The following is a 16,027-nucleotide window of genomic DNA, read 5'->3' on the forward strand; positions in this document are numbered from 1 at the left end:
TATTAAAGCTCGCCTTTCATCCGCTCCGTTTTTTCGAAAGTCGCGCCATTATTAGCCGAGAACCGCAATTTAGAGCCATCACATCACATTGAAATCATTCGTTACATCCTTGAATGAGTCTGTTAACATCGTACAACCCGTGATGAGCAAGCGGCCATAGTGTCGCACCTCGCTGTCCGAAGCCGGGCGATTCCCGGCTTCGGCACCCCGCTGCAAACGAACCACAATGAGAGCGGCCAGCCAGGCCCGCCAGTCCTGTTCCCGAAGACCTCTCCCCTGTCATGCCCCCTCGTCGTGGACGTGCGCTTGCGCTCGCCCTCAGAAAAGGATCGGCAGGCCAGGCGATGGCCGGGAACCTGCCGCCAGCGTTGCAGCAGAGGGCAAGGTCGGCCATATCGCCACCTGCGCAGGCTTGTGCCGTCCGGGATTTTCTTGTGAGCCGTCATAGGTGATCCCTACATGCTGATAAACAAGCCGACATCGCGAAGGAAGTTCCTGCTTTCCTCTCTGATTGCCTTGCCTGCGCTGGGCGTAACCGTCAAGGGCCTGAGCGCCGCCGCAGCGGCGGAAATGATCGCGCCGGGCCTGGATACCTACCAACCGAGCTTTTTCAGCGCCGGTGAATGGGCCTTCATCCTTGCCGCCACCGACAAGCTGATTCCGGCCGACGGCCGCGGGCCGGGTGCGCTGGAGACCAACGTACCGGTGTTCATCGACCAGCAACTGGCTGGCGACCTGGGCAGCGAGATCTACCTGGAAGGCCCCTTCCCGGCCAACCCGCCGGCAACCATGGGCTATCAGATTCCATATACGCCACAGCAGATCTACCGCAATGCGATCAAGGCGCTGAACGCCTGGTGCCAGGCGACCCACCGCGACAACTTCGCGGTGCTCGACGCCGCCACGCAAAACGATGTGCTCAAGAAGCTGCAAGGCGGCGAGATCGACTTCAAGGCTTATGGCGAGGACGTGCTCAAGTCCAAGCAGTTCTTCGGCGAACTGCTCGGCCATACCAAGCAGGGCTACCTTTCCGACCCGATCTACGGCGGCAACAAGGGCATGAAGGCGTGGATCGCCATCGGCTTCCCGGGCGCGCGCGCCAGTTACGTGGAATGGGTCGCCCAACACAACGTCAAGTATCCACTCGGGCCGGTCAGCATCAGCGGCCAGCGCGGCTGATCCCCCCGAATACTCGCAAGGTTTCTTATGGCAAACATTACCAATGACGAAGTCGATGTCGTCGTCGTCGGCCTCGGCTGGGCCGGTTCGCTGATGAGCATCGAGCTGGCCCAGGCCGGCCTGAAGGTCCGCGCCCTGGAGCGCGGCGAAGATCGCACCAATGCCGACTTCGCCTACCCCAAGCCAGCCGATCAGTACGCCTACGGCGTGCGCAACAAGATCATGGCCACCCCCAAGGCCGCGGCGATGACCGTCCGCCACAACATGAACGCCACAGCCCTGCCCACCCGCAAGTGGGGTGCCTTCGAGCCAGGCACCGGCGTGGGCGGCTCGGGTCTGCACTGGACCGGTGTACTGATCCGCCCGACACCCACCGATATCAAGCTCAAGACCTATGCCGATCAGGCATACAGGAAGGGCGTGCTGCAGGATGACATGCGCATCGGTGACTACCCGTTCACCTGGGACGAGATCGAGCCATTCCTCGACAAGTTCGACCTGATCTGCGGCCTGTCGGGCAATACCGGCAACCTGCGTGGGCAGATCATGGAAGGCGGCGACCCGTTCGAGGGGCCGCGCTCCAACCCCTACCCATTGCCAGCGCTGCAAGACACCCTGAACAACAAACTGTTCGCCGACGCGGCGCGCAAGCTGGGCTACCATCCGTTCCCCAACCCGTCGGCCAATGTCTCGCAGGCATGGACCAACCCTTACGGCAACCAGATCGCACCGTGCAACTACTGTGGCTACTGCAGCAAGTACCCGTGCCTGAACTATTCCAAGGCCTCGCCGCAAACCGCCGTGCTGGATGCGCTCAAGCGCATGCCCAACTTCGACTACAAGGTCAATGCCAATGTCCTCAAGGTCGAGCTGCACCCTGATGGCAAGACCGCCAAGGGCGTGACCTACGCCGACGCTGACGGCAACACCGTGTTCCAGCCAGCCAGGATCGTGGTGCTGGCGGGCTTCCAGTTCGTCAACGTGCGCCTGATGCTGCTCTCGGGCATCGGCAAGCCCTACGACCCGATCACCGAAACCGGTACCGTCGGGCGCAGCTACGCCTTCCTCAGCAATGGCGGCGCCACGCTGTTCTTCAAGGACAAGCACTTCAACCCGTTCGCCACCGCCGGTGCCACCGGGCAGATGTTCAACGACGTCTCGCCAGGCAATGTCGATGGCCCGTCGCTGGGCTTCATCGGCGGTGCCAAGATCCACAGTTCCCAGGCCACCGGTGCGCCGATCGGCACCGCGCTGCCACCCGGTACCGCCGATTGGGGCAAGGGCTGGAAGGAAGGCATGGTCGACTGGTACGGCCACTCGATGAAAGTCAGCATCACCACCAGCTGCATGTCGTACCGCGATCACTACATGGACCTCGACCCGACCTACAAGGACCCGTGGGGTCTGCCGCTGGCGCGTATCACCTTCGACTGGAAACAGAACGAGCTGAAGCTGCAACAGTACCTGCGCAAGATCGTCCTGGACATCACTCGGGAACTGGGCCCGGACAGCTTTTCGGAAAGCTTCCTGGCCATGGACGCGCACTGGGACATCACCAAGTACGTGTCGACCCACAACGTCGGCGGCGCCGTGATGGGCGACTCGCCCAAGACCAGCGCGCTGAACCGCTACTTGCAGAGCTGGGACGTGCACAACGTGTTCGTGCCGGGCGGTAACGCGTTCCCGCAGAACTTCCAGGCCAACCCCACTTCCATGATCGGCGCACTGACGCTGTTCGCGGCTCAGGCCATCAAGGATCAGTACCTGAAGAACCCTGGCCCACTGGTGCAGGCATGAGGAGTGCGAAAGTGAAATCCAGACCCCGTTCTCTGCTGCTCATCCTGATTGCTCTTGGTGTGCTGCTGGCCTTGTCGGGCTGGCTGGTCGGCGGCCTGCTGAACCGCTCTGGCGACGCCAGCGCGCAGCTGGACCAACCGGTGACTCCGGCGCTGATCAAGCAAGGCGAATACCTGGCCCGTGCCGGTGACTGCGTGGCCTGCCATACCGCCCATGGCGGCCAGCCGTTCGCCGGCGGGCGCGGTATCGAGTCGCCGATCGGCACGATCTACGCCACCAACATCACGCCTGACCGCGCCACCGGCATTGGCGGCTGGAGCTACGGTGAATTCGAACGCGCGGTGCGTCGCGGCATCGGCCACGGCGGCAGTGCGCTGTACCCAGCCATGCCGTTCCCGTCCTATGCCCGTACCTCCGACGCCGACACCCAAGCGCTGTACGCCTATTTCATGAACGCTGTCGCACCGGTCCGCCAGGCCAACAAAGCGCATGACATTCCTTGGCCATTGTCGATCCGCTGGCCGCTGGCCTACTGGCGCACGCTGTTCGCGCCGCTGCCAGAAGACGCCGCCGTATCGCTCAAGGACTCGACCGACGGCAAGGCGGCACAGGTTGCCCGCGGTGCCTACCTGGTCCAGGGCCTGGGCCACTGTGGCTCGTGTCACACGCCCCGTGCGCTGACCATGCAGGAGCGCGGCCTGGACGAAAAGAGCGCGACCTACCTGGCCGGTGGCGAACTCAACGGTTGGTCGGTACCGGCCTTGCGCGGCGTACCGCACTGGACCGAGGAGGAACTGGTCGATTACCTGGGCAGCGGCCGTAACGCCAAGGCCTCGGTGGGCGGCGAGATGACCGACGTCATCGCCAACAGCACTTCGCATATGAGCGATGCCGACCTGCAGGCCATTGCCGTCTACCTCAAGTCGCTGCCTTCAGCCAACGCCGCCTACCGGCATGATCCGCAACGCAGCGCAGCGACCACCGCCAGGCTGACGGCAGCCAAGGACCTGAACCTGGGCGAACGGCTTTACCTGGACAACTGCGGGGCTTGCCACTTCGTAGCTGGTGAAGGCGCTTCGCGGGTGTTCCCGCGCCTGGACGGCGCGAGCATCGTCAATGCCGACAACCCCACCGCGCTGATCCATGTGATCCTCGCCGGCACCCAGACGCCGTCGACCGCCCGCGCCCCGGCCGTGCTGCCGATGCCGGCTTTCGCCTGGCGCCTGGATGACAACGAGACCGCGGCACTGGTGAGCTTCCTGCGCGAAGGCTGGTCGAACCAGGCGAGCGCGGTGTCCGCCGAGCAGGTTCGTGCCGTACGCCAACAGGTCGAAGCGGGTCATGAAGTGGCCAAACCCGCCCTCGCCCCTTCACGACCGCAGTAAGGCCGAGCCGCAGGCGAGCCTGCTCGCGGAGAACACCGCCTAAAAGGCGTCATCTTCGCAAGCAGGCTGGCTATCTCGATTTCCCATCCAGTGCATGCCGTCTTGCGTGCACTCAGACCTGGCGACTCCGAGCCCAGTCCACCAGAGCCGATGCAGACATCGGCCGAGCGACGTAATAGCCCTGGATCTGATCGCAGCCCCAACTGCGCAACTGCTCGAACAGCTCTTCGCTCTCCACGCCCTCGGCCACCACCTCGTAGCCGATGTTCTGCGCCAGCTGGATAATCGAGGTGACCACCGCGCGGTCCTTGGGGTTACTGCAGGCATCGCGCATGAACGACTGGTCCAGCTTCACCGTGGTCGCTGGCAACGTACGCAGATAGGTCCAGTTGCTGTAGCCGGTGCCGAAGTCATCGATGGCCAGGCGAATACCACAGGCACGGATACGTTGCAGGTTGCTGTGGGTCAGCTCCGGGGTGGTCATCAGGGCGCTTTCGGTGAACTCCAGCTCGACCAGGTTCGGCTCGATGGTCTGCTGCCGCAACAGGCCGATCATCCGCTCGACGAATGCCGAGTCAGCCATGTCGCTGGCCGAAACGTTGAATGACACCAGCCAGCGATGCCCCTGAGCCTGCCATGCCGACATCTGCTGCAAGACACGTCGTGCCACCCAGGCACTGATCTGGCGAATCAGCGGGGTCTTTTCCGCCAGGGGGATGAATTCGGCCGGGCTGATCAGGCCCAGTTCCGGGTGCTTCCAGCGCAGCAACGCCTCGGCGCCACACATCTTGCCGCTGGCGGCATGCACCTTGGGCTGAAACTCCAGGTAGAACTGATCTTCCTGCTCCACCGCCTTGGACAACGACGTGAGCAGCCTGAAAGCCCGCACCTGCGCGTGATCCAGCTCAGGCTCGAAGTACACCCAGCCCTTGCCACGGTGCCGCGCGTGGTCGGCAGAGCTGACCAGACAACGCAGCCAGTCATCGTGCCATGTCTGTTGGCTGAGCTTGAGCATGCCCAACCCGGCACGCGGCTGCAGGGGAATGCCAGAGCACTCGATGGGCTGCTGGACTTCCCGGGACAAACGCTCGATCAGCCCCGAAAGCTCCACCTCACCGGGCACCATGAAGCCAAAGCGGGTGGGGCTGATCTTGTACAAGTCGCGGTCGCCGATGATCTGCTTGAGCTTGTCCTTGAGCAGCAACATCACCCGCGTGGAAAACGGATACCCCAGCGATTTGACGATCTCGTTGAGAAAGGCCGGGGAAATCATGTCGGCAGCAATCACCGTGACCGGCTCATCAGACCAGCGATAGGCCTCGACATCCTTTTCGAACTTGATGCGATTGAACAGCCCGATGGTGGCGTCCACATAGCTGCTCTCGCGCAGCGCCTGGATGCGCAGCATGACCAGCTTGGCCAGTTGCTGCAGGGTGGCCTGCTGCTCCCGCGTCAGCCCTTCGCGCGGCTCGGTATCGATCAGGCAGAACATGCCCAGCGGCAGGCCTTCGAGGGTCACCAGCGGGTAACCCGCGTAGAAACGAATGCCAGGGCTGCCCTGCACCAGCGGGTTGTCGCGAAAGCGCGCATCGGTGGTGGCATCACTGACCTGGAAGAAGTCATCGGCCAGGATCGCCGTGGCGCAGAACGAATCCACCAGGGGTGTCTGGTCTACGCCCATGCCGGCCTGGGCCCAGAACCACTGGCGATTGTTTTCCAGGATCGAGATCAACGCGATGGGTACATTGAAGTGCTGGGTTGCCAGACGGATCAGTTCATCGAACATCTCATCCCTGACGCCCTTGAAACACGCCAGGGCGTTCACGGCTTCCTGTCGTGCCGGGGTATTGAGCAAGCAAGGGGTTTCATCCTGCACTGACGGGTACCTCATGGCGGGGTGCTATCTAGACACACTGTAAAAGAAATGGCCGGGCCAAAGGCAAAAAAGCGCCGAAGGGTCGCCGTCAGGTAGCACCGCAGAGCGATCCGCGTGCTCCACCAGACACCTTGCCCAAGACCTGTATATAATCGCCGCTTCCGTTGGGGAGTAGCCTGCTGACGAGCAACCGTCAGCGTTCGTATCAACATTCTCGGCACGACAGCCGTGGTACGAACACCTTCAAGGTTGGTGAGACCAGCGACATTGCACACGCCTGAAGCCGGGCGCGTGGCGGTGTCGTTGTTCCATAGCCCGGCTGGAAGCAAACCGTGAACCCGATTTCCCTCGTATTTCTCGCCTTGGCCATGTCCACCGATGCCTTCGCCGCCGCCATCGGCAAAGGCTCCGCACTGCACAAGCCGCGCCTGATCGAAGCCCTGCGCACCGGCCTGATCTTCGGCGTCATCGAGGCCATCACCCCCATGATCGGCTGGGCCATCGGCCACGCCGCCTCCTTGTGGGTCGCCGACTGGGACCACTGGATCGCCTTCACCCTGCTGGTGTGCCTGGGCCTGCACATGATCCACAACGGCCTGAAGAGCGATGACGAAGAAGCAGAAGCAAAATCCAGCCAGCACTCCTTCCTGATCCTGGCCGTCACCGCCGTCGCCACCAGCATCGATGCCCTGGCCGTGGGTGTGGGCCTGGCCTTCGTCGACGTCAACATCTTCATCGCCGCCGCCGCCATCGGCCTGGCCACCCTGGTGATGGTCACCCTCGGCGTAATGCTCGGCCGCGTGCTTGGCACCCTGGTCGGCAAGCGCGCCGAGATCATCGGGGGTGTGGTGCTGATGTTGGTGGGGGCGACGATTTTGTATGAGCACCTGAGTGCCTGATGAGAGCCGGCGCTCGCCCTCGCATGCCATCGACAGCGCTTGTGCTTTGGTTGATATTACAAAGCCATAACCTCTGACAAGGACCTGTCGATGCGCTTTCCTCTACTACTCGCTGCCGCGATGGCTCTTGCCGGTTGCGCCGACTCACACCAGTGGACACCCCAACAGCAAGCGCTAGCCCCTGTGCTACGCACACAGAAGTTCTATGTCTCCACGCCCACCGACGGCGCATATGGCGATCACACTTATATCGGCTCAGGCCGCAACACCGCACAGATCATTCAGGCCTCTCTGGCGCGTCAGGTACGCGCCGCCCGCATCGGCATCCAGACCGACGACTTCGACCAGGCCCTGGCCGCCGCGCAGCAGGCCGATCAGGACCTGCTGATCTTTCCCAGCATCTTGCACTGGGAAGACCGAGCCACCGAATGGTCGATGATCCCCGACCGCGTCTAGGTCAAGATCGAGGTCATTCAAGTCGCCACCGGCGATGCCCTTAGCTCAGCGATCATCAAAGGTCGCAGCGGACTCGCCACGTTCGGCGGCGATCATCCTCAAGACTTGCTCCCTGAACCGGTGGACGAATTCGTAAAGGCGTTGTTCGAGGGTCCTGCCTACGGGCAGTAAAGCAACCACGAGCAGGCAACTTCCGCCCCTTCATGAAACCTGTGGAACCTGCTCACCAAACCCTTTTTCTGGGCCGGGTTTAGCCCCCCATATAAATCAATGGGTTAGATGAGAGGCCCAAAAGAGGGTCAATGCATGAATTAGGTGTATTTGCTCTTTAAAAACGGAGACATAGAGATCAAAGTGCCTACTTCACTGCCGTGTAGGCAGCTCAGAAAAGACAGTGTACGAGCTGATCCGCGAGTGCTCGCTTCACTGCCGTGTAGGCAGCTCAGAAACTCTATGCGCAGCAGGTCGGCCGCATCACCCGCTTCACTGCCGTATAGGCAGCTCAGAAATGGTTGCCCTTGGCGCCGTTGCTGATCGCCTTCTTCACTGCCGCATAGCCAGCTCAGAAATACTACGACAAAGACTCCGGACTCACCGGGCACTTCACTGCCGAACAAGCAGCTTTATTACCCCGTAACTTCCCCGACAGTGCCGAACAATATCGTCGCCACCCTGTTACAAGCGATCCGAGGGTTTCCAGGTCGAATGCGGAATGACGATATTGCCATCCGCAACCTGCCGATAGACGGTGTAAGGCAACACGACGGTATCCAGGACTCCCGAAAAAGCCATGTCCAGGATCATGCCGGGTAACAATGGACCGGTTCGATGCGCGCTCTTATCGGGATCGGCGTGTAGTTGGCAGAAGTCATAAACGACCCCGCTATACACTCGGGTGATTTCATCGCAGTGGCTGCCGCGCTCACTCAGTTCACGGCGGCTGTATTCGTCGTCTCGAACAACAGTATCGAGGGTGCCGCAGGCGCTAAGCGACAGAGCGGCCAGCAATAAAAGTCCTTTTTTCATGGTTCTCACTAAGTCATCGGTTTGCTTAGCGCAGCACTATAGCGGGTCATGAGTAAGACATTCAGCCAAACCGCTCCTCAAGCTCGGCAAGCTCCCGCTCGATGGTGTCCATCAGCGCCTCCCATTCCGCCTGAGTCTTGCGGCGGGCCTGGCCTTCGTGGGGGTAGAGAAAGTCGACGATGCCTGGGCGCACTTTGCCTTTGGCCATGGTGCCGAAGAATTCGGCGGTCAGGGCGCGGGCCAGGACGTCGAGTTCGGTGGCGTGGTTGACCCAACGCCAGCTTTCTTTCAGCACGACCTTGTCGAGCAGGATGCATTGCTTCTTGAAGGCGCGCAGAGCCTGGCCGAGTGGGCTGGTGGCCAGTTGCGCGTTGAGGCGGCCGGGGTCGGGCTCATGCAGTTGTTCGGTGGCGGGGCCGAAGAACCATTCGTTGAAGCCGATCTCGATTTCGCGAAAAGCTACGCTGGCCTCCCAGATGACGGTGAGGGTCTTGTGCTGGCGCACGTCGCGCTTCCACGCACCGTAGGCGGCAAAGGCAATGCCGGCGATGCCGCTGGCGGCCAGGGCTTCGATCACCGCCGAGGCCGAGTCGAGCACCGCGTAGGCCTGCCCGCTACGGGCGCTGAGCAAGGCGGCGGTGACCAGCACGACGAGGGCCAGGCAAGCGCTGTAGAACCCGAAGGCATAAGGATCTCTCATCTTCGAACCAATTGATCGTTCAAGGCGGGATCGCTCAGGTGACCCTTTCAGCCTAGCCAACGCCCGTGCGCTTTGCCGTGTCCGCACGCCAGGATGCGACGGCAGGCGGGTTGAACCAAGCGCCGGAGGCATTGCCCAAACCGATGCCTCCCACGCTTGCTAAGGCCTTCGTGGCCGCACCGGAAGGCAGGACGGCAGCCCGGCGGGCCTCACTCCAGGCCGGGCGCCACGCCTCTTCGCTGAAAACAGGATGTGTTGAACGCCTATGAAAAAGATCCTCTGCCTTGGCCTTCTCGGCGCGCTTTCTCTCTCTGCCCACGCCGCGTCACTGGACGTGCCGATGAACCTGGTCAGCGCCGACGGCGCGCCCAAGGCCATCGGCAGTGTGCATGTGGAAGAGACCCAGTACGGCCTGTTGTTCACCCCCAAGCTGAGCGGCTTGCCAGCGGGCATTCACGGCTTCCATGTGCATGAAAACCCCAGCTGCGACTCCGGCACCAAGGACGGCAAGACCGTCGCCGCATTGGCCGCCGGCGGCCATTACGACCCGAAGAAGACCGGCAAGCACCTCGGCCCCTATGACGACGCCGGCCATCTGGGCGACCTGCCGGCGATCTACGTGACCGCCGACGGCAAGGCCGAATATCCCGTACTGGCCCCACGTATCAAGAAGGTCGCTGAAATCGAAGGCCGTGCGCTGATGGTGCATGTCGGCGGCGACAACCACTCTGACCACCCGGCACCGCTGGGCGGCGGCGGTGACCGTATGGCCTGCGGCGTCATCAAGGGCTGAGCGACGCACAGCGTTCGGCCGTGAGCGGAAGGACGGGCCGGGGGCCTGAAACTTCTTGTCGCGGCCGGACAAAGCTTTCAATCTGTCGGGGTTCCCGACGGATCAGGAAGACGTAAGGCATGAAACCCGGCAAGACCATCACCCGCGCCTGGTGCGTGGAGCTGCAGCAAGAACTGTCGATCACCGCCGCGCGCCGTGAATACTTCTCCCAGGAACCGCCGCGCCAGCGCTTCGAGTTTCTGTGCTCCAGCGAAGCCTGTCGCGCCCAGGGCGTGAAGGTGACGGGCGTGCGTTACGACGTGAAGCCTCAGGACAATCCCACCTTCGTGGCGGCACATTTTCGTGCCAACCCGCATTACCAGCACCAGCCCGATTGTGAGTGGGTCGAGGAAGACGAGGCCGTCGACGAACCGGACGAAGCCTCCAGCGACCCGCAGCAGCGCCTGCGACAGGCGCGGCGCAAGCTGGACGACAACATCGACGTGTTCGATCCCACCCTGCGCCAGGCGGTCAAGGAACCGGCGCTGACGGCACCAGCAGGCCATGCCGCCGCGCCCCGCGAAGCAGCCCCGGTCGATGCGCTCAAGGAGCCTGCGGCCCCGCGCTACAGCGAGACGCGCACCAGCAACCTGGAGCGCCTGGTGGATTTCTACCGCCAGGCGCGCGCCGAATTGCCGGAAGACGACTTCAAGCAACTGACCCTGCGCGTTGCCGGCCAGGGCGAGGTGGCCCTGCGCAGCTATTTCCGGCACATCAAGTACGCGCAACCGGGTGAGAACCAACGGGTGCTGTACGGCGGTGGGCTGCTGGATGACAAACGCTACGGCAAGGGCTTCAAGTTCCAGTTCTTCGACCGCCTCGAAGGCAAGCGGGTGACGCTGTACGTTTCGCCCGCACAGATGCAGGCCTACCGCTCCAGTCGCTACATCGAAGAATTGCTCAGCCATGCTGGCGAGGTGAAGTTCTTCACCCTCTACGCCTTGGGCAAGCTGGTGCAGAGTCCCTCCGGCAAGAGCTTCAGCCTGGAGGTGGACGACCTGCGCCACTTGGCCATCGTGCTGGGTCCGCCCAAGGACGGCGACGCGGCGCCATGAAAAAAGGGAAGCCTGGGCTTCCCTTTTTCGTGTGCGGCGAACGGCTCAGACCTTGACGATCCAGCCAGCAGGCGCTTCGACATCACCCGACTGCACGCCGGTCAGTTCCTTGTACAGGCGCTGGGTCACCGGGCCGACTTCGGTCTCGCTGTAGAACACGTGCAGCTTGTCCTTGTAGGAGATCCCGCCGATCGGGGTGATGACTGCGGCGGTGCCGCAGGCACCGGCTTCCTTGAACTCGGCGATCTTGTCGATGAACACGTCGCCTTCCTCGACGGTCAGGCCCAGACGGCTGCTGGCCAGCTCCATCAGCGACAGGCGGGTGATGCCTGGCAGGACCGAAGGCGAACGCGGAGTGACGAATTTGCCGTCTTCGGTGATGGCGAAGAAGTTGGCCGAGCCCACTTCTTCGATCTTCGAGTGGGTCTGTGGGTCGAGGTAGATGCAGTCGGCGAAGTTGTTCTTCTTGGCGTCGGAGCCCGGCATCAGGCTGGCGGCATAGTTGCCACCGACCTTGGCAGCGCCGGTACCGTTCGGCGCGGCGCGGTCGTAGCTGGAGATCACGAAATTGTTCGGCTTCAGGCCGCCCTTGAAGTAGGCGCCAACCGGGATGGCGAACACCGAGAAGATGAACTCGGGGGCAGTGCGCACGCCGATGTTGTCACCCACGCCGATCACGAACGGGCGCAGGTACAGGGCGCCGCCGGAACCGTAAGGCGGAATGAAACGCTCGTTGGCCTTGACGACCTGCTTGCAGGCCTCGATGAACATCTCGGTAGGCACATGGGGCATCAACAGGCGCGAGCAGCTGCGCTGCATGCGCTGGGCGTTCTGGTCTGGGCGGAACAGGTTGATCGAGCCGTCCTTGCAGCGATAGGCCTTCAGGCCTTCGAAGCACTGCTGGCCGTAATGCAGCGCGGTGGAGCCTTCGCTGATGTGCAGGACGTTGTCTTCGGTCAGGCTGCCGGCTTCCCAGGCGCCGTTGCGCCAGTGGGCGAGAAAGCGCTTGTCGGTCTTGATGTAGTCGAAACCCAGTTTGTCCCAGTTGATGCTTTCTTGACTCATAACGCCCTCATTCATTTCGCAGACTGCCTGGACGAGTCAGGCCAATGCCGTATTCTGCCAGAACTTTTGCGCCGGAGTCTGAAAACGCTTGCCACCGGCAGCGCCAGCTTCAACCCACCGGAACCTTCTGCGCCGCCTTGCGCCGCCGAATGTAGTCCAGCAGGGTATCGAGGTCCGAACTGCACAGGGTACGCGCCACTGACTTGACCTCGTCCACCGGCCAGTCCCACCAGGCCGCTTGCAGCAGTTCCTCGCGCACCGCTTCCTCGAAACGCCAGCGGATGAACTTGCAAGGGTTGCCGCCCACCACCGCGTAGGGCGGTACGTCGCGTGTGACCACCGCACCGGCGGCGACGATGGCGCCATGGCCAATGGTCACGCCGGAAAGGATCAGCGCGTCGGCGCAGATCCAGCAATCGCTGCCGATCACCACATCGCCCTTGCTGGGCGCGTAGTTCTTGATGTCTTCGAGCTTGTCGATCATCGCCGGGAACGGATAGGTGGTCAGCCAGTCGGTACGGTGCTCACCGCCAAGCAGGATGCGCACGCCATCGGCGATGGAGGTGTAGGACCCCACGCGCAGTACGGTGTCGTCACCGAACTCCAGCACTTCGGGAATGCCATAGGTGCCCACCCCCACCGTATAGCGTGGGTAGCGCAGGCGGATCTTCTCGGCCGAACGGTCCAGCTTGTCCATGCGCCGCAGCTGCTTTCTGGTTTTGCGTTCTCTCAGCAGTTCAAGGAATTTCATGGCACTCCAGGGTGTTCTTGAACGGGGCACTCAGCGGTGCAGGATCAGGCGCTTGAAACGTCGCCAGGTGGTGCGATTCATGTATCGCCAAGGGATGGAGCGCAACAGTTCCCAGGCATGAGCCTTGTCGGTGACCACGGCATACTTGAGTGCCTTGTGAATGACGAACGTTCGCCCGCTCTGGTAATCGGGATGATCCCGGTACGGCTCGATGGTCTTCAGGTCGGCGTCCAGCAGCACGCGATATTTGCGCGACAGGTTGTTGGCATGCCGACGGTAGCGGGTCACGCACACCGGCAGCACATCCAGGCGGTAACCCTGGCGTGCGATGCGCAGGGTGATCTGGAAATCCTGCACCTTGATGTCGGGGTCATAGCCACCCGCGGCCTGCAGGGCCTCCATGCGGTAGAGAGCCACCGGGGCGCCCACCACGACCGCACCCCGCAGGGCCTCGTCGAAGTGCAGGCGCTCGACATAATCACGGCTCTGGTACTTGATGTTGTTGCCATCGCTGTCCATGTAGATGATCAACGCCCCGACGCAGCCCACCTCGGGATGCTGGTCAAGGTACTCGGCACGAATGCGCACCGAGGAAGGCAGCATGATGTCGTCCAGGTCCGGGGTGGAGACGTAGGTGCCCTTGGCGTAGCGCAGGCCATGATTGAGCGCAGCGCTGACGCCCTGATTGGCTTGGGTATGGAGCTGGAAGGGGTATTTGGCCTGCAGGGCCTGCAGCATGGGAATGCTGTTATCGGTCGAGCCGTCATCGACGATGATGACTTCGAAATTCTCGTAGTCCTGGGCAAAGATGCTTTCAAGGGCCGCTTCGAGGTACTTCTCGGCGTTATAGCAGGGGGCAATGATCGAGACCAGCGGCGCGTTTTGCACCGTCGGCCGTGCAGAGGAAATCATTTGGTCGCTCATCGTTTAATAAGGTCTGACGCCGGGTGAGGACCTGACATTGTCGTTGAATGGTTAGCAACTTTTAACAAAGTGGACACATGATGGTGCAATCGATCGTTTTTTTCCACTGCGCGGCCAGAAAGGCCCTGCCAGGCGCATGGAATTTTCCCAATCCGCCTAACAGACAGGCAAAAAAAAGCCCCGTTCCGCAGAACAGGGCTTGGGTTACCGCTCAGGTGGGCCTCAGAAGGCGTAAGTCACCAATAACTCCTTGGTCACCTGAAAGTCCACCGACATCATCACGCTCAGAGCGGTGATGGTAACGATGGAGAACACGAACAGTTTGCGTGCCCAGACCGTGTCGTCCACGGCCTTGTAGCCTTTCCAGGCCATGTACAGCCAGTACATGCCCAGGCCCGCCGCGACGGCCAGGTAGTTCAGGCCGGCGTAGCCGCCGAACGTCAGCATCAGGGTCGCGACCAGGAACGCCAGGATGTACAGCAGGATATGGCGCTTGGTCACCAGGATGCCACGCTTGACCGGCAAAACCGGAATCTTGGCCGCACGGTAGTCGTTGAAGCGGAAGATCGCGATGGCGTACGAGTGCGGCATCTGCCACAGGCTGAACATCACCAGCAGGGTCAACGCAGCGAAGTCGAAGCTGTTGCTCACTGCGCAGTAGCCCACCACCGGTGGCATGGCCCCGGAAAGGCTACCGATCAGCGTGCCATGCACCGACTTGCGCTTGAAGTACAGGCTGTAGAGGCCGACGTACACCACGAAACCGATCAGTACCAGGAATGCCGACAGCGGGTTGGCGTAGGTGTAGAGCAACCATACGCCCGCTACGCCCAGCACGGCGCCGTACAGCAGCGCCAGCTTCAGGGACACCAGCCCCTGAACCAGTGCGCGGCCGCGGGTACGCTCCATGCGCTGGTCGATGTCGCGGTCGATACAGTTGTTGAACACGCAACCCGATGCCACGACCAGGGAGGTACCGATCACTGCCGCGAGGAACACGACCAGATCGATATCACCCTTGGAAGCCAGGAAAAAGCCACCCGCCACCGAAAGCACGTTACCGAAAATGATCCCCGGCTTGGTGATTTGGATAAAGTGCTTCAGTGACATTGGGTATTTCCTCACTGCGCCATCATTTCGCGGTGGATGCTGAAGATGATCCACACCGACAGGCCTACCAGGAACACGATCACCAGCGACGTGAAGACGAATGCCATCACGTTGTTACGCTGGCCTTTCGAGAAGTCCAGGTGCAGGAAGTAACGCAGGTGCACCAGGATCTGGATGACCGCGAAGGCCATGATGACCCAGATGGTGGTGTCCTTCGGCAGCACTGGCGACATCACGATGGCGAACGGAATGGCGGTCAGGATCACCGACAGCACGAAGCCGATGATGTAGTCCTTCACGGAGCCGTGGCCAGCATGATCGTCGTGGGTGTTATGTGGATTAGCCATTTACAGCACCCCCAGCAGGTAAACAATGGTGAACACGCCAATCCAGACCACGTCCAGGAAGTGCCAGAACAGGCTCAGGCAGCTCAGGCGGGTCTTGTTGGTGTTGGTCAGGCCCTTCTTGTTGACCTGATACATCATGATGGCCATCCAGATCAGACCACTGGTCACGTGGGCACCGTGCAGGCCGACCAGCGAGAAGAACGCCGACAGGAAGCCGCTCTTGTCCGGACCATGACCATGAACGATCAGGTGATGGAACTCATAGACTTCCATCGCGATAAAGCCGGCACCGCACAGCCAGGTAACGGCCAGCCAGCCCAGGACCTGGCTCTTCTTGCCCTTGTACAGGGCCAGCATGGCAAAGCCATAGGTGATCGAACTGATCAGCAGGAACGCGGTTTCGACGGCCACGAACGGCAGTTCGAAGATGTCCTTGCCGGACGGACCGCCCGCCACGCTGTTCGCCATCACGGCGAACACCGCGAAGAACGAGGCGAACAGCACGCAGTCGGTCATCAGGTACAGCCAGAAGCCATAGACCTTCATCTCACCACTGTCGTGGTGGTGATCGTCGTGCCCGTGGTCGTGACCATGGGCTCCGGAGTTGATAGCAATATTCGACATG

Annotated in this window: 15 protein-coding genes, 1 pseudogene and 1 riboswitch; of the genes and pseudogenes, 7 read left to right on the forward strand and 9 right to left on the reverse strand. The window is 61.7% G+C overall.

The window, feature by feature from the left end:
* The first annotated feature begins 459 nt into the window (after nucleotides 1–459).
* The 3 genes from QZ497_RS03755 to QZ497_RS03765 are packed head-to-tail and all read left to right on the forward strand — an operon-like array spanning nucleotide 460 to nucleotide 4,361.
* Nucleotides 460–1,179, forward strand: coding sequence for a gluconate 2-dehydrogenase subunit 3 family protein (locus tag QZ497_RS03755; protein WP_295471192.1), 720 nt, complete (start codon nucleotides 460–462; stop codon nucleotides 1,177–1,179).
* Between the two features lie 27 nt (nucleotides 1,180–1,206).
* A complete protein-coding gene (locus tag QZ497_RS03760) occupies nucleotides 1,207–2,976 on the forward strand; it encodes a GMC family oxidoreductase (RefSeq protein WP_295471194.1) in 1,770 nt (589 codons plus the stop codon).
* Nucleotides 2,977–2,987: 11 nt separating this feature from the next.
* Nucleotides 2,988–4,361 (forward strand): cytochrome c, encoded by a 1,374-nt coding sequence (locus tag QZ497_RS03765; RefSeq protein WP_295471195.1) that lies wholly within the window; start codon nucleotides 2,988–2,990, stop codon nucleotides 4,359–4,361.
* A gap of 112 nt (nucleotides 4,362–4,473) precedes the next feature.
* On the opposite strand, the gene QZ497_RS03770 is transcribed toward QZ497_RS03765, so the two are convergent.
* A complete protein-coding gene (locus tag QZ497_RS03770; RefSeq protein ID WP_295471197.1) occupies nucleotides 4,474–6,252 on the reverse strand; it encodes a bifunctional diguanylate cyclase/phosphodiesterase in 1,779 nt (592 codons plus the stop codon).
* 149 nt (nucleotides 6,253–6,401) lie between these two features.
* A riboswitch (yybP-ykoY riboswitch) is annotated at nucleotides 6,402–6,563 on the forward strand.
* A 6-nt stretch (nucleotides 6,564–6,569) separates the two neighbouring features.
* Between QZ497_RS03770 and mntP the strand changes: the two genes are divergently transcribed.
* Nucleotides 6,570–7,136: a manganese efflux pump MntP gene (mntP, locus tag QZ497_RS03775; RefSeq protein WP_295471199.1), complete on the forward strand. Its 567-nt coding sequence runs from the start codon at nucleotides 6,570–6,572 to the stop codon at nucleotides 7,134–7,136.
* A 183-nt stretch (nucleotides 7,137–7,319) separates the two neighbouring features.
* Nucleotides 7,320–7,763 (forward strand): annotated as a pseudogene (locus QZ497_RS03780) (DUF4823 domain-containing protein).
* A gap of 504 nt (nucleotides 7,764–8,267) precedes the next feature.
* Here the strand turns inward: QZ497_RS03780 and QZ497_RS03785 are convergent.
* Together QZ497_RS03785 and QZ497_RS03790 are read right to left on the reverse strand one after the other, a co-directional pair.
* On the reverse strand, nucleotides 8,268–8,618 hold the full coding sequence (locus tag QZ497_RS03785; protein WP_295471200.1) for a YceK/YidQ family lipoprotein: 351 nt from the start codon (nucleotides 8,616–8,618) through the stop codon (nucleotides 8,268–8,270).
* 61 nt (nucleotides 8,619–8,679) lie between these two features.
* Complete coding sequence (locus QZ497_RS03790) at nucleotides 8,680–9,318, reverse strand: hypothetical protein (RefSeq protein ID WP_295471202.1); 639 nt, start codon at nucleotides 9,316–9,318, stop codon at nucleotides 8,680–8,682.
* Nucleotides 9,319–9,583: 265 nt separating this feature from the next.
* On the opposite strand from QZ497_RS03790, the gene sodC reads away from it, so the two are divergent.
* Together sodC and QZ497_RS03800 are read left to right on the forward strand one after the other, a co-directional pair.
* Nucleotides 9,584–10,111: a superoxide dismutase [Cu-Zn] SodC gene (sodC, locus tag QZ497_RS03795; protein ID WP_295471204.1), complete on the forward strand. Its 528-nt coding sequence runs from the start codon at nucleotides 9,584–9,586 to the stop codon at nucleotides 10,109–10,111.
* 119 nt (nucleotides 10,112–10,230) lie between these two features.
* Nucleotides 10,231–11,205 carry an ATPase gene (locus tag QZ497_RS03800; protein ID WP_295471206.1) on the forward strand — a complete coding sequence of 325 codons (975 nt, stop codon included), beginning with the start codon at nucleotides 10,231–10,233 and terminating at the stop codon, nucleotides 11,203–11,205.
* A 45-nt stretch (nucleotides 11,206–11,250) separates the two neighbouring features.
* Here QZ497_RS03800 and QZ497_RS03805 read toward each other — a convergent pair whose 3' ends face one another.
* From QZ497_RS03805 to cyoC, 6 genes are all read right to left on the reverse strand, one after another.
* Nucleotides 11,251–12,285 carry a branched-chain amino acid aminotransferase gene (locus tag QZ497_RS03805; RefSeq protein ID WP_295471208.1) on the reverse strand — a complete coding sequence of 345 codons (1,035 nt, stop codon included), beginning with the start codon at nucleotides 12,283–12,285 and terminating at the stop codon, nucleotides 11,251–11,253.
* Nucleotides 12,286–12,379: 94 nt separating this feature from the next.
* The gene (locus QZ497_RS03810) at nucleotides 12,380–13,021 is read right to left on the reverse strand and encodes a CatB-related O-acetyltransferase (protein WP_295471210.1); all 642 of its coding nucleotides are present in this window, start codon (nucleotides 13,019–13,021) and stop codon (nucleotides 12,380–12,382) included.
* Between the two features lie 30 nt (nucleotides 13,022–13,051).
* Complete coding sequence (locus QZ497_RS03815; protein WP_295471212.1) at nucleotides 13,052–13,933, reverse strand: glycosyltransferase family 2 protein; 882 nt, start codon at nucleotides 13,931–13,933, stop codon at nucleotides 13,052–13,054.
* Between the two features lie 234 nt (nucleotides 13,934–14,167).
* Nucleotides 14,168–15,055, reverse strand: coding sequence for a heme o synthase (gene cyoE / locus QZ497_RS03820; RefSeq protein ID WP_295471213.1), 888 nt, complete (start codon nucleotides 15,053–15,055; stop codon nucleotides 14,168–14,170).
* An 11-nt stretch (nucleotides 15,056–15,066) separates the two neighbouring features.
* Nucleotides 15,067–15,402, reverse strand: a complete 336-nt coding sequence (cyoD, locus tag QZ497_RS03825) for a cytochrome o ubiquinol oxidase subunit IV (RefSeq protein ID WP_295471215.1) — start codon at nucleotides 15,400–15,402, stop codon at nucleotides 15,067–15,069.
* A complete protein-coding gene (gene cyoC / locus QZ497_RS03830; protein WP_295471216.1) occupies nucleotides 15,403–16,026 on the reverse strand; it encodes a cytochrome o ubiquinol oxidase subunit III in 624 nt (207 codons plus the stop codon).
* Nucleotide 16,027 lies beyond the last annotated feature (1 nt).

It is taken from the genome of uncultured Pseudomonas sp. (genome assembly GCF_913777995.1).
GTDB lineage: Bacteria > Pseudomonadota > Gammaproteobacteria > Pseudomonadales > Pseudomonadaceae > Aquipseudomonas.